The 14,284-nt window shown below is 65.7% G+C and carries 7 protein-coding genes; 1 reads left to right on the top strand and 6 read right to left on the bottom strand.

The features are described 5' to 3' along the window. Positions 1–8: 8 nt before the first annotated feature. From KBW98_RS00540 to KBW98_RS00560, 5 genes are all read right to left on the bottom strand, one after another. On the bottom strand, positions 9–2,225 hold the full coding sequence (locus tag KBW98_RS00540; protein ID WP_211518121.1) for a glycoside hydrolase family 3 protein: 2,217 nt from the start codon (positions 2,223–2,225) through the stop codon (positions 9–11). 49 nt (positions 2,226–2,274) lie between these two features. After that, on the bottom strand, positions 2,275–3,957 hold the full coding sequence (locus tag KBW98_RS00545; protein ID WP_211518122.1) for a sodium/solute symporter: 1,683 nt from the start codon (positions 3,955–3,957) through the stop codon (positions 2,275–2,277). A 54-nt stretch (positions 3,958–4,011) separates the two neighbouring features. Beyond that, on the bottom strand, positions 4,012–6,399 hold the full coding sequence (locus tag KBW98_RS00550; RefSeq protein WP_211518123.1) for a TIM-barrel domain-containing protein: 2,388 nt from the start codon (positions 6,397–6,399) through the stop codon (positions 4,012–4,014). 111 nt (positions 6,400–6,510) lie between these two features. Then, positions 6,511–9,507 (bottom strand): TonB-dependent receptor, encoded by a 2,997-nt coding sequence (locus tag KBW98_RS00555; RefSeq protein WP_211518124.1) that lies wholly within the window; start codon positions 9,505–9,507, stop codon positions 6,511–6,513. Between the two features lie 396 nt (positions 9,508–9,903). Next, positions 9,904–11,538: a family 43 glycosylhydrolase gene (locus KBW98_RS00560; protein WP_211518125.1), complete on the bottom strand. Its 1,635-nt coding sequence runs from the start codon at positions 11,536–11,538 to the stop codon at positions 9,904–9,906. A gap of 229 nt (positions 11,539–11,767) precedes the next feature. Between KBW98_RS00560 and KBW98_RS00565 the strand changes: the two genes are divergently transcribed. Beyond that, positions 11,768–12,241, top strand: a complete 474-nt coding sequence (locus KBW98_RS00565; protein WP_211518126.1) for an SgcJ/EcaC family oxidoreductase — start codon at positions 11,768–11,770, stop codon at positions 12,239–12,241. 62 nt (positions 12,242–12,303) lie between these two features. Here the strand turns inward: KBW98_RS00565 and KBW98_RS00570 are convergent, their stop codons facing one another. Beyond that, positions 12,304–14,079: a glycoside hydrolase family 16 protein gene (locus KBW98_RS00570; protein ID WP_211518127.1), complete on the bottom strand. Its 1,776-nt coding sequence runs from the start codon at positions 14,077–14,079 to the stop codon at positions 12,304–12,306. Positions 14,080–14,284: the final 205 nt, after the last annotated feature.

Here is a 14,284-nt window from a genome sequence, read left to right on the forward strand (position 1 = left end):
CTCTCCGCTCAGCGGCCGCCCGCCGCGAATTCGCGCGCCGGCAGGCGCACGGTCACGGTCGCCACCGGGGCGTCGGCCGCCGTGGCCAGGATCACCTGGTAGTCCCCCGCCGCGATCTTCCACTTGCCGCTGGCGCCGTCGAAGACGGCCAGGGTGCGCGGGTCGACCAGCACCGTGCTGATGCGGCGCTCGCCGGCCTTGAGCGCCACCTTGTCCCAGCCACCGAGGCGCTTGGGGGCTTCCCAGCCGGCCTTGGCGACATAGACCTGCGGGACTGCCTTGCCGTCGCGCTGACCTGTGTTGGCGGTGCTGAAGCTGACCCGGATCGAGCCTTCCGCCGGCTCGGCCTTCAGGTCCGCATGCGCGAAACTGGTGTAGGACAGGCCGTGGCCGAAGGCGAACAGTGGCTTGTGGCCCTTCAGGTCGAACCACTTGTAGCCGACCGCCGCGCCTTCGATGTTGTAGTCGACGTCGAAGCGGCTTTCCTTGGGCAGCTCGACCCCGTCCAGCTTCGGCCTCGGCAGCTGGGCCTCGGATGCCGGGAAGGTCTGGGGCAGGCGGCCGGAAGCGTCCACCTCGCCGCTCAGCACGCGGGCGATCGCTTCGCCGCCGTTGCTGCCCGGGTACCAGGCTTCGACCACGCCGGCCACGTTTGGCAGCCAGGGCATGGTGACCGGGCCGCCGGTCTGCAGCACCACCACGGTCTTGCGATTGGCCTTGGCGACCGCCTCGATCAGGGCGTCCTGCTTGTTCGGCAGCGACAGGTTCGGCACGTCGTTGCCTTCGGAGGTCCATTGGTTGGCGAAGACCAGCACCACGTCCGCGGCGGCCGCGGCCTTGGCGGCGGCGCCGAGGTCCTTGCCGTCGTTCCAGCTCAGGACCGCCTTGGTACGCTTGGCCAGGGCCTGCATCGGAGAACCCGGGAGGTAGGCCATCGGCCCTGGCCACTGCTTCGGCCCCTCGTTCGGCACCGCCAGGCCGCCGCGCGGGTAGACCTGGGCCGAACCGCCGCCCGACAGCACGCCCTTGTTGGCGTGGCCGCCGATGATGGCGATGCGCTTGATGCCGGCTGCCAGTGGCAACACGCCGCCCTCGTTCTTGAGCAGGACGATGCCTTCCTCGGCATCGAGCTGCGAGATCTTGCCGTGGGCCGCGTAGTCAATCGAAGAGGATTGGTCCTTGACCGGATGATCGAGCGCGCCGTGCGCACCCAGGGCCCACAGGATGCGCCTGACCATGTCGTCGAGGCGGCTTTCCGGCACATGGCCGTTCTGCACCGCTTCCTTCAGCGCGCCGTCGAAGTAGGGCGACTTGTCGAAGGGGTAGCCGGACTGCTGGTCCAGGCCGTTCAGGGCGGCGGGGATGGTCGAGTGGGTCGCGCCCCAGTCCGACATGACATAGCCCTTGAAGCCCCAGTCGCCCTTCAGCACCTTGTTCAGCAGATGATCGTGTTCGCAGGCGTAGGGGCCGTTGACGCGGTTGTAGGAGCACATGACCGAGCCCGGATTGCCGCGTTCGATGGCGACCTGGAAGGCCAGCAGGTCGGACATGCGGCCGGCCGGGTCGGCGATCTTCACGTTCACGTGATTGCGGCCGGTTTCCTGGTCGTTGTAGGCGAAGTGCTTGAGGGTGGAAACCACGTGATTCGACTGCACGCCTGCGATCTGGGCGCCGGCCATGACACCGGCCAGCAGCGGATCCTCGCCCGTGTATTCGAAGTTGCGGCCGTTGCGCGGCTCGCGCGCCAGATTGACGCTACCGCCCAGCATCACGTTGAAGCCCGACAGGCGCGCCTCCTTGCCGATCATGGCCGCGCCCTTGAAGGCCAGCTCCGGGTTCCAGGTGGCGGCGGTGGCGATCCCGGCCGGCAGGCTGGTGCGCTCGCGTACCTTCTTGCCGGGCTGGGAAGCCACGCCGATGCCGGCGTCGGTCAGCCACTGGGCGGTGATGCCGAGGCGCTCGATGCCCTTGACGTAGCCGGCAGACTGCACCAAGGCTTCCTTGGGCGGCTGCTTGCCCTGGAACTCGGTGCCGAAGTAGCCGAACACCAGGCTGATTTTCTCGTCGAGCGTCATCTTGGCGACCAGCTGGGCTGCGCGCGCCTGCGCCGGGTCCTGCGATTGCGATTGCGGCGCGTTCTGCGCCGCCGCGGGCAGGGTGAACTGGACGGCGAATGCAGCGGCGAGGGCGAGGGCCCAGCGGGTCGGCTGCAAGGGCTTGGTCATGGATCGGTCTCCTGGTTTGTTGTTGTGAGGGTAGAACGCGATGATAGCGTTACCACCAAATGCTGTACACCCCGAGCAGGCCGAGGCAGATGATGGCCGAGCCAAGGGCGAAGCCCGGCTCGACCTTGAACATGCCGCGGTCGATCTCGATATGGTGGCGGGTTTCGGCGCCGTGCTTGGGGAAGAGCTTGCTGATCACGACCATCCCGACCACCACCACGACGAAGTCGATCGCCATGCGGTCGAGGAAGGGGATCTCGTAGACACCGGCGGCGTTCGGGACGGCGAAGCCGATCGGCGCCAGGAAGGACAAGTCCATCACATCCGGCAGGAATTTGAGGATGATCGAGCCGATGAAGCCGCCGATGGTCGCGAACATCGCCGCGCCGGCCGTCGCCGGTTTCCAGAAGAAGCCGAGCAGGAACATGGCGAGGATGCCGGGCGAGACGAAGCCGGTGTACTCCTGGATGTACTGGAAGCCGCCTTTCTTGTCGATGCCCATGTAGGGGGCGATCAGTACGGCGGCCAGCATCGAGACGACCACGGTGACGCGGCCGATCCACACCATGCGCTGCTCCGAGATGTCGTGGTTGATCGCCTTCTTGTGGATATCGAGGGTGTAGATGGTGGCGATGCTGTTGGCCTTGCCCGCGAGGGAGGCGACCACCGCGGCCGTGAGCGCGGCGAAGGCCACGCCTTTCAGCCCGGACGGCAGCAGCGACAGCAGCACCGGGTAGGCGCGGTCCGGATTCATGTCGCCGCCCACGCCCATGGTGGCGCCCAGCGCGCCGCTCTCGTGCAGCACATAGGCCGCGATGCCCGGCAGGACCACGATCACCGGCATCAGCATCTTGAGGAAGGCCGCGAACAGGATGCCCTTGCGCGCCGTCTTCAGGTCGGCGCCCAGCGCGCGCTGGATGATGTACTGGTTGCAGCCCCAGTAGTTCAGGTTCACGATCAGCATGCCCCCGATCAGGATCGACAGGCCCGGCAGGTCCATGTAGTTCGGGTTATCGCGCGCGAACACCATGTCGAAGTGGCCGGGCGCTTTCTCGAGCAGCAGCTGGAAGCCGGCGCCCACCCCCTGCATGCCCTGCTGGGCCGCGACCAGGTCCAGGGCCAGCCAGGTGGTGACCAGGCCGCCGGCCACCAGGAAGAACACCTGGATCACGTCGGTAAAGCCGATCACCTTCATGCCGCCCAGGGTGATGATCACCGCGAACACGGCCAGGAAGACCATGCAGAACCACAGGTTCAGGCCCGCGATGGCGCTGATGGCCAGCGCGCCGAGGTAGAGGATGGAGGTCAGGTTGACCACCACGTAGAGCAGCAGCCAGAACACGGCCATGATCGAGGCCACGCGCTTGCTGTAGCGCTGCTCCAGGAACTGGGGCATGGTGTAGATGCCGTTCTTGCGGTAGACCGGCATGAAGAAGACCGCCACCAGGATCAGCGTCAGTGCCGCCATCAGTTCGTAGACGGCGATCGCCATGCCCATCTTGAAGCCGGATCCGCTCATGCCGATGAACTGCTCGGCCGAGATGTTCGAGGCGATCATCGAGGCGCCGATGGCCCACCAGGTGAGCGAGCCTTCGGCCAGGAAGTAGTCGTGCGAGGCCGAGCCGCTGGTCTTGCGCTTGCGCTGGTAGACCCAGATGCCGTAGCCGGCCACGACCACGAAGTAGACGAAGAAGACGAAGGTGTCGAGCGAAGAAAAAGTCTGGTTCTGCATGATTCCATCCCTGGCGCCGCCATGTGCTGGCCCGGCGGCGCCTGTGGCAAGCCTTTAGCGGCCGATGACCTTGACGAGTTTGGCGGCGTCGGCGGCGAAACCCTTCTCGCCGCCGGTAGCGGAGAGCTTGCCCTCGGCCTCGTTCCAGCGCAGGCGGCCGGTCACGGTGTTCTTGCCTTTTTCATAGTCGTAGGACAGGCCGTCGTCGTCGTAGAGCGCGAACTCGGCGTCCTTGCCCGGATAGACCAGGATCTGGGCGATGGCTTGCTTGCTCGCCGTCGACTGGACCGGGGCGCCGAGCGGGACGATGGAACCCGCCTTGACGAACACCGGGAGGCGGTCGATCGGGGCTTGCGCCTTGATCCAGCGCCCGCCGGCATGCTTCTCGTTGGTCCAGAAGTCATACCAGTCGCTGCCCGCCGGCAGGTAGACGTCCTTCTCGACCTGGCCCTGCTCGGTAATGGGCGCCACCAGGAAGGCTGGCCCGAACATGTACTGGGTGCCGATGTTGGCCACGTTCGGGTCGTGGCCGAAGTCCATCCACAGCGGGCGCATGAAGGGCGCGCCGGTGTCGTAGGTCATCTTCGCCTGGCTGTACATATAGGGGATCAGCTGGTAGCGCAGGGCGTTGAACTTCGCCATCACGGCTTCCGCCTGTTTGCCGAAGGACCAGATCTCGTTCTCCTTGCGCGAGCCGTGCAGGCGCAGGGTCGGGGTGAAAGTGCCGAACTGGAACCAGCGGGTGAACAGTTCCGGATAGTCGTGGTAGTTGCCGACCACATTGCGCGCATCCGACGGGTCGAGCAGCGGCGCCTTGGTGGCGTGGCTCCTGGCCGGCAGGTGCTGCCAGCCGCCGATGTCGCTGCCGTAGTAGGCGATGCCCGAGGCGGTCATATTCAGTGCGGTTGGCACCTGGCGCGCGAGGGCCTCCCAGGTCGAGTGGATGTCCGAGGACCAGAACAGGGCGCCGGTGCGCTGCGAGCCCAGGTAGGCGGCGCGCGCCAGCACCATGGCGCGGCGGTTCGGCTTCCATGCGCGCATCTGCTCGGAGAAGCCCTCGACGTGCACCAGCGGGTACAGGTTGTGGTAGCGGTCACCCGAGCCTACCGAGTAGAACAGGCCGGTCGGCACCAGGTCCGGTTCGGTCTCGTCCAGCCACGGATAGTCGAAGCCGCGGCCCAGGATGTTGTCGCGCGCTTTTTCGAAGAACCACTTGCGCGCCGCCGGGTTGGTCGAGTCGATCAGGCCGCCGGTGCGGTCGGAACGGAAGGGCAGCCCGTCCTGGGTCTTGCCTTCCTTGTCCTTCAGCATATAGCCCTTGGCGTCCAGCTCGTTGTAGTAGCGGCCGGCGGTTTCGAAGCGCGGCCAGATCGAGATGATCGACTGCATGCCCATGTCGTGCAGCTTCTTGTTCATGCCTTCCGGGTCCGGGTACTGGGCCGGGTCGATGTCGAGCTGGCCCATGCGGGTCCAGTAGAACCAGTCGACCACCATGATGTCCAGCGGGTAGCCTTTCTGGCGGTAGGTGTTCGCCACGCGCATCACCTCGTCCTGGCTCTCGTAGCGGGCCTTGGACTGGATCAGGCCGAAGGCGGCCTTGGGCGGAATCGGCGTCTTGCCGGTCAGGCGCGCATAGTTGGTGTACAGGTCCTGCACGCCATCGCCGGTGATGACGAAGAAGCTGACGCGCTCGCCGACATTCGACTGGAAGCGGGTCTGGCCGTTGATCCCGGCCGTGAAGCGGGTGGCCGACGGGTTGTCCCAGACGATGGCGTAGCCCTTGGACGAGATCATGAAGGGCACGCAGACCGACTCGCCGCCCGGGGCGTCGTACCAGTGCTTGCAGTCCAGGATGCGGCCGCGCAGGGACAGCGCCGACATCGATTCCTGGTTCTGGCCCATGCCGTAGTAGTGCTCGTCGGCGGGCGCGAAGAAGGATGCGCCGACCTGCCAGGTCTTTTCGCCGTTGACGGTCTGGGGCGACATCTCCCAGCCCAGCATGTCGAGGATCTGCTCGCCCTTGGCGTTCTTCACCTGCAGCCCGACCGGGGCCAGCGAGGGGGCGAAGTATTTTTCGCCCTGGCTAGGCACGCGCGGCGCCGGCGCCGGGTTGATGCGCACGCTCATGCCCTTGGAGGCGAAGACGTCGCCGTCCTTCCCGGGCGTGTGACGGAAGGCGTTATTGTCGGCGTGCTTGGCCAGGATGCCGTAGCCGGGGCCCTTCAGGGCTTCGGCCTTGTCGGCGGCAATGGTGACGTGGAGAATGTTGGGGCCGTAGGCTTCGACGGCGACCCAGGCGCCGCTGCGGTCCAGGGTAACCAGCGGCGCGGCGACGGCGCCGGCGGCGAGAGTGGAAGCGAGGGCGAGAAGCACTGCCTTGGCCGGCCCGGTGGATCGTGGTGAAGAAAGTGCCGGGCGCTGCCGGATCGACGTGCTGGTCATGCCTTGTCTCCCTGTGTTCTTGGGTCGCGCGCGGCAGGCTGCGCCGGCGCGCGACGGTGTGGGGGGGTGTGGTGAGAAGGTGCGGACCGCCGGCAGGCGGCCCCCACCGGCTTAGAACGACATGCCCAGGCGCACGCTGTAGCGCGGACCGGTCACGAACCAGGCGCGGCCCTTGTCGCCGATGTGCTGGGTCATCAGCTGGCGATACTTCGAGTCGGTCAGGTTCTGGGCCTGGAAGTCCAGGCGGATGTTGTCGTTGAACTTGTAGCTGACGCCGCCGTCCAGCTGGCCGTAGTCGTCCGCCCAGATCGGCAGGCCCCAGGCGATGTTGCGCTGGCCGAAGGTTGGGCTGGCCGGGTTGGTATCGAGACCGTCGCCACCCTGGGTGCCGTTGTTGTTGGTGCCCATCAGGTTCTTCGAGCGCCAGCTGTAGGCCAGGCGGGCCGACCACGGTCCCTTGTCGTACAGCAGCGCGAAGTTGTACGAGTTCTTCGACAGGTACTCCAGCGGCAGATCGCCGAAGGTGCGGCCGTCGACGTCGCAGCCATTCAGGTTCAGGTTCAGGTTGGCCGCGCTGTTGCCGCCCGAGCAGTACGGCGAGAACACCGGGGTGTACAGGTGGCGCTTGCTGTCCACGTAGGTGTAGTTCGCCTGGACGCCGAAGCCCGACATCCAGCCCGGCAGGCGGTCGAAGTACTGCTGGTAGGCGAATTCCGCACCGCGCGCGGTGCCGCGGGCGCCGTTGATCGGCGAGGTCACCGTGAAGTCGACCGGACGGCCGGCCGAGTCGTTCAGGGTGGTGGTCGACAGCTGCTTGACGATGATGTCCTTCAGGCGCTTGTCGAAGACCGCGAAGGTCAGCGAGCCGGCCTGGGCGAAGTACCATTCCGCGGTCAGGTCGAGGTTGCGCGCGGTGATCGGACGCAGCATCGGGTTGCCGCTGGCCTCGCCGGTGTGGTTGACGTTGGTGACGTTGGTCACGCCGTCGGCGGTGGTCGAGGTCACGCCCTGGCTCAGGGTGGTATAGGCCTGCAGCTGCGAGAAGTCCGGACGCGACATGGCCTTGCCGAAGGCCAGGCGGAACTGCAGCTTTTCGCTGACCTTCATGCGCAGGTTCAGGCTCGGCAGCCAGTTATGATACGAGTTCTCGTAGTCCATGCGGCCCGCGAAGGGCGCGATCGACGGCACCGGCACGCCGGTCGGCGAACCGCCCGGGTTGAAGGTCGGGTTGAACACCGTATAGCCGAACGAGGTCGCATCGGTCTTCACGTAGCGCACGCCGACGTTGCCGTCGATCGGGAAGCGCAGGTTGTCGAACTCGAAGCGCAGCTGGGAGTAGAGCGCCTTGGTCTTTTCGGACTGGTCGTTGGTGCCGGCCGGATTGTCGCCGCCGAAGGCGGCCGCCTTCCACGGGTCGCAGGTGCCCCAGCCCTGGATCGCCGTCTGTTCCGCGCACAGGATGTCGTGGAACTTGTGCAGCTGCTCGTAGGTGGCCGGATAGCCCTGGGCCAGCGACTTGTCCGGGAAGACCACCGCCGGCACGCTCACGTCGCCACCGAAGAAGTTGTTAAAGCTGTGCAGGCTGGTCGGCGCCTGGAAGCGCGGATCGCTCAGGTAAGCGAGGTCGGGAATGTTCCAGCCGACCTGCCAGGTCTGCGACACCGGCACCCAGTTGTAGCTCGGGTTCGAGTTGACCGTGGTCGCATCGCGCTTGCTCAGGCGGGCGCCGAAGCGGATGTCGCGCAGGACCGGATGGTCAAACTGGAACTTGGCGTCGCCTTTCCAGGCCTTCGAATCGGCCTTGCTGCGGTCCAGGTGGTCCATCGTGAACGCCCAGTAGTAATTCTTGGGGTCGCGCAGGTAGGCCAGGTCGCTGGCGTCGAAGATCAGGCGCGGCACGTCGCCGGTCAGGTCGACCTGTTCCTTCGGCATCTTGAGGCCGGTGGCCACGGTGGAGTCGAAGCCGCTGGTCTTGGCCTTGACGTACTGGAGGTCCGAGGTAAAGGTCCAGCGGTCGTTCGGGCGCCACTCGATGTTCCATGCGAGGTCGGTGGTGTCCGAATCGCGGGTCGAGGTGCGGACGTCGTCGCCGAAGTTGATGCCGCCGTTGGTCGGGTTGGTCAGCACGCCGGTCAGCAGGCCGCCCGCCGCGTCGTAGGTGCCGTTGGTGACCTGCAGGTCGTAGGGCGTGCCCTCCTGCGAGAAGATGGCCTGCTCGTCCCACTGCATCTTGTACTTCGACTTGAAGTAGGTGACGTGGCTCTTGAGGCTGTTGTCCAGCTTCCACTGCAGCGCGCCGTAGAGGCCCTGGCGCTCGCGCTCGAATTCCAGGGTGCGCCACTGGGCGCCCTTCGGCACCCAGACGGTGCGGCCGGCTTCCAGGTTGTTGCGCGGGTAGTAGGGCTCGACCTGGAAGGCGTCGGTGCGGGTGCCGCTTTCCGAGCTGGCCAGGTTGAACAGGGCGCCGAATTCACCGGCGCCAGTCTTCCAGCGGTTCGAATAAAGGAAGGAGCCGGATGGATTCACCTTGCCCTTCTTGAGTTCCGAGTAGGTGCCTTCGACCGAACCCGAGATGCGCTGGCCCTTGATGTCGAACGGCAGGGCGGTGCGCAGGTTGACGAGGCCCGAAATGCCGCCTTCGATCTGTTCCGCGGATGGGTTCTTGTAGACGTCGACGCCGGCCATCAGCTCGGGCGGCACGTCTTCGAAGTTCAGCGCGCGGCCGCCGTTGGCCGAGAAGGAATCGCGGCCGTTGAGTTCCGAGCGTACCCAGGTCAGGCCGCGTACCGAGACGCCCGAGCCTTCGACCGAGAAGTGTTCCGGGTCGCCGCGCGACATCTGGCGGTCGATGGTTACGCCCGGCACGCGCTGCAGCACTTCGGTGACGGAGCGGTCGGGCAGCTTGCCGATGTCTTCGGCGACGATCGAATCCACGACCTCGTCGGCGTTCTTCTTGAGCTGCTGGGCGCTGTTCAGCGCGGCGCGCTGGCCGGTGATCGTGACGACCGCGGGGTCCTTGGCCGGAACTGCCTCCTGCGCGAAGGCGGCGGACATCCAGCACACGTGGGCGACGCCCACGGCGATAGCGGTCTTATTGAAATGCCTCATGTTGTTGTCTCCATCCGTTGTTTATCAGCGCCCGTCTGCTGGGGCTTTTCGTGTAGCGCTACCATACAGAGCCGGAGCTCGGCGGCGCAACCTGTCAAGTAATATAACACTAAATGTTATGCGCAACCATTAAATCTCGCAGGATTTTCGTCAATACGTTTTTAGTCATTTCATTGGGTTGAGCGCGGGTTTACAATTGGTGCTGCGCGTCAGAGAGGAAAACCCTGTTTCGTCCCACCCGCAAGTGCCGGATTTCACGTGGAAAACCGGCGCTTGGCGGGTGAGCGCCCAAGCACGGCAAATGTGTATTGCCGGGTCCGAGTGTGAGCGCGATCATTTTACTTGTGCAGTGCAGAATGTTGTTTTTTGAGCACCCGGCCACCTTTCAAATCGCGCTCAGGCGGCGAGGGCCCGGTAGCTGAATCGGCCCATCCGCACGGCGCCGCTGCCGGCGCTGTAGACGCCCAGCTTCAGGCTCAGGAAACCGCCAAACACGTTCTGGTGCATGCCCGAGACTTCCATGCGCAGTCCGTGCAGCTGCCAGGTGGCGCCGTCGTCGCGCGAATAGCGGTAGGTGACGACGTTGTCGTCATTGGTGACGCGGATGCGCAGGCGCCGGGTGCCCGACTTGCCTTTCATCCAGCCCTGTTCCTCAGCCGCCGAGTAGGTCTTGATCGATTCCTGGTCGAAGCCCACCCCGACGAAGGCCTTGTGGTTGTAGAACAGGAGCAGGCCGCCTTCGGCCGCGCCTTCCAGCTCGAGGGTGATCTCGGCCTCGTAGCGGCGGTCGCCCACCGGGCAGGTCAGGGGCGGACTGTCGGCCGGGCCGCGCCCCTTGGCGGCAATGACCAGGGCGCCCGGTTCGAAGCGGGCGCGCGCCATCTCGTCCGGAGCCGGATCGTGAAAGGACCACTGCACGCCGAAGCGGTTCTTGCTGAAATCGTCCGAGAGGGCGAAGCCGTGCGGCCCGGCCTTGCCGCCGCGCGGCTTCGGCAAGGGGCGCGACAGGTCGCCGCCCTTGGCGCGGAACCAGCCGTCGGCGGTCCACTCGACCGGTTCGAGCAAGGTCTGGCGGCCCAGGGTGCGGAAGCCGTTCTCGTAGTCATGGTAGACCATCCACCAGTCGCCCGCCGGTCCCTCGACCAGGGTGGCATGCCCGCGCGACCACCAGGGTTCGGCGGCGTCGAGGGTGCGCACGAGCGGGTTGCGCGGACAGTGTTCCCACGGACCGTGGATGGAGCGCGAGCGCGCGGCGATCACCATGTGGCCGGTCGGCGGGCCTGAGGTGCCGCCCACCGCGGTGACCAGGTAGAACCACTCGCCGCGGCGCAGCAGCTTGGGGCCTTCCGGCGCGAAGTTCTCGACCACCCAGTCGTCCGGGTAGCGCCACGGGCTGTAGGCCGGTTCGAGCTGGCCGTCGGTGGCCAGGCCGTCGTCGCGCAGGCGGATCTTGCGGATGCCGTTGACGAACAGGTAGCGCTTGCCGTCCTCGCCCACGATGTGGCCGGGATCGATGCAGCCCTTGATCTTGAGGTCGACCGGATCGCTCCACGGGCCCTTGATATCGTCGGCCCAGATGGCGTAGATCGACCAGCTGCTGCCGTCCGGCGCGGCCGGGATGTAGACGAAGTAGCGGCCGTCGTGCTTGCACAGGTCCACGGCCCAGATCGTGCCCAGCGGCTTGCTGAGGGCGGGCCCCACCGGGGCCCAGTTGACCAGGTCGGTCGAATGCCAGATCACGATCCCGGGATAGGAATAGAAGGACGAGAAGCTCATGTAATAATCCTTGCCGTCCTTGAGGATCGTCGGGTCGGGGTGGTCGCCCGCGATGATCGGGTTCAGGAAGCTGCCGTTGCCCAGATCGGCCTTGCGCTGGCCTTCGATGCCGCGCGCCCAGCGTGCTTGGGGCGGGTCGGACGCTTGGGCGGCGGACTTGGCTGCCGCGGCGGCCGGCGTGGCGCTTCCCACCAGCGGTAGGGCGGCGCCGGCGGCGAGGGATTTGAAGAGCGTGCGTCTGGAGTCAGAGGTCATGGCCTTGGATGAACTGGTGGACGGTGGGAGTGCGAACAGCATCGAACACGAAAAGTTTAGGGATAACATTTTGGGTCGGCAATCATGTTTCCATGTTGCGGTGCAGTAGACCGAGGCTGGTGGATGGCGCCGCGTCTGCCCGACTGGACATACGTATCAATTTTTTGTGGCCCGCTGCGACAGCGATCGCTAGAATCGCGCGATGTCCATGAAAGAAAGGGATGTTGAGATGCGTGCCTACCTGATCGCGCCAATGCTGGCGGCCGTACTGAGCCTGGCGCCGGCCATGGCGCAAACCCTGCCGTCCGGCGACGTGCCGCCGGACGTGGAACGCGTGCTGCGCGACTACGAAAAGGCCTGGGCCGCCAATGACGCGAAGGCGCTGGCCGCCCTGTTCGCGGAGGACGGCATCGCCTTGCCGAGCAACCAGCCGCCGGCGCGCGGCAAGGAGCGGATCGCCCAGGCCTATGCCGGAGGCGGCGCCATGCCGACCTTCCTGCGCGTGATCGACTATCGCGCATCCGGCGACCTGGCCACCCTCGTCGGCGCCTACGGCCCGGCGGGACAGGCGCGCGACTTCGGCAAGTTCGTGCTGGTGCTGCGCCGTGTGGACGGGCGCTGGTTGATTGCGGCCGATATCGAGAACGCGAATATGCGCATGGGGCCGCCGCCGGGTCCGGCGCCAAGACCGGCCGCCGGATAAAAGGAAGCGCGCAGCGCGGGTTGCGATTCACGGCGCCCCTCCGAGGCGCCGTGAATCTGTCCTTATTTCATCGTATAGCTTTGCTGGGCCGTGTCGACGGCAAAATTACGTGCCGTATCCCAGTAGGTGAAGCTGTAGCGCACCACGTCGCCGATCTTCAGGCCGCCGGCGATATAGGTGCTGGCGCCGCCGTCCAGGCGCATGCGCACGTTCTGCTGCACGCCGTTGTTGACCGTGTAGTGCACGTCGGCCCAGCTCCCGGTGTTGGCGGTGAACTGCAGGTTGGTGGCCGAGGTCTGGGTCACGTAGGTCGGGCCGGTCGGTGCCGGCGGCGGCTCGGTAGTGGTGGTGCCGGAATCCCAGACGACGTCGTCGATCGCGAACTGGAAGGCCGCGCCCGGCAGGCGGTTGGCGTCGCTCGAGATCATGAAGATGTCGAGGATCGACTGCAGCGCCACTTTCGGGCCGATCAGGGTGCTCACCGGGATGGTCGCGGTCGCCCATTCGCCGTTGCGCACCAGGCCGTACGTGGTGGTGTTGGCCGGGAAGTTCACCCAGTTCTGGTTGGTGTAGGTGTCGCCGATGCCGATGTTGAAGGAGACATTGGCCGGGATCTTGATGCGGAACTTGACCGTGCCGTTGCGGAAGTTGCTCAGGTCGCGGGCCTGGCGCGACTGCACGCCGCCGCCGAACCACTGGCCGGGCGCGGTGTAGTTCCAGGCAATCACGTTGCTGCCTTCATAAGGCGGAATGTTGCCGGCGCCGGTGGAAGCGCCGTTCCACAAGAAGATATCCGAGGTGGTGCCGGCCACCAGCTTGTTGTTGACGGTCGTGGTGTCGGTGAAGACGCCGAACTTGCCGACTTCCGGCACAGTCTGGTTGCCCAGCTTGACGGTGCCCTTGCCATCGAGCTGGTAGACGCGCACATAGTCGACGTACATGGTGGCCGGCAGCGGCGCCGTGACCTGGCCGGGCGAGGCGGCGTCGGTGAAGTTGCCGCCCACGGCCAGGTTCAGCAGCAGGTAGAAGGGCGCCTGCAGAGCGGTGGAATTGACCGGCAGCGGCGCATCGTACATGTTGCGCTCGACGCCATTGTCGACCACGGTGAAGCGCATTTCGCTCTCGGTCCAGTACAGGCGGTAGGTGACGAAGCGGTTGGCGAGCGAGGTGGCGGGCACGTACCAGTTCTTGGTCTGCCAGGCGGTCGACGCGGCGCAGCTCTCGTTGCCGGGCACGCACGCGGCCTGCTGCCAGGTGATCACGTTGGAGCCGACGAAGTTGTTCGCCGAAGGCGAACCGGCCGCGGCGCGCATGGAGGCCTTATGGCCCATTTCCATGATGTCGATCTCGCCGTTGCGCGGCCAGGTCTGCGGGCTCACGCCCAGCATCCAGGCGGCCGGCCAGAGTCCGGTGGCGATATTGGGCGTGCTCATGCGCACTTCGATCATCCCGTACTGGACCTGGACCTTGCCCTTGGTGTCGATCTTCCCGGAGGTGAAGACATTGCTGCCGACCGTCTGGCTGCGCGCCTGGATGGCGAGGGCGCGGGTGCCGGATTCGAAGGGCACGTTGACGATCGAGAGGTTGTTCGGGCTGTAGTACTGGAGCTCGGCGTTTCCGTAGCCGCAGAGGTTGATCTGGCAGCCGTTGCCGTCCGTGGCGGTCCAGGCGCCTGTGTTCAGGCTGGTTCCATTGAATTCCTCGGACCACAGCAGCTGGCCGATCGCCGGATTGGTGACGCTGGCGGCTGCCTGGCTACCGCAGGCCAGCAGCAGGCTGGCGGCCAGTGCCTGGAAAGGTTTCCATTTAAAGTGATGATTTTGCTTATGGTTATTCACTTCGACTCCTCTATTAAGTCCAAAGAAAAGTGGATGCGGCCCTCGCGGCTGCTCCACACTGGGTCCAACAGGGTGGTTGGTTCTGAGAATTCTTGAGAAAGCTGATGCTGGAAACGTTTCCATTCGGAACACGGGAAAATATATGCCGTTTTCGAAAACCCGTCAAATCGAATCGTGCGGTACGACGCCGCCGCCTGGAACGCGA

The sequence above is a fragment of the Massilia sp. ST3 genome (assembly GCF_018119405.1).
Lineage (GTDB): Bacteria > Pseudomonadota > Gammaproteobacteria > Burkholderiales > Burkholderiaceae_D > Telluria.

Coding starts and splice junctions, on each gene's coding strand:
- KBW98_RS00540 (WP_211518121.1), bottom strand. CDS start 2,225: ATGACCAAGCCCTTGCAGCCGACCCGCTGGGCCCTCGCCCTCGCCGCT.
- KBW98_RS00565 (WP_211518126.1), top strand. CDS start 11,768: ATGCGTGCCTACCTGATCGCGCCAATGCTGGCGGCCGTACTGAGCCTG.
- KBW98_RS00555 (WP_211518124.1), bottom strand. CDS start 9,507: ATGAGGCATTTCAATAAGACCGCTATCGCCGTGGGCGTCGCCCACGTG.
- KBW98_RS00550 (WP_211518123.1), bottom strand. CDS start 6,399: ATGACCAGCACGTCGATCCGGCAGCGCCCGGCACTTTCTTCACCACGA.
- KBW98_RS00560 (WP_211518125.1), bottom strand. CDS start 11,538: ATGACCTCTGACTCCAGACGCACGCTCTTCAAATCCCTCGCCGCCGGC.
- KBW98_RS00545 (WP_211518122.1), bottom strand. CDS start 3,957: ATGCAGAACCAGACTTTTTCTTCGCTCGACACCTTCGTCTTCTTCGTC.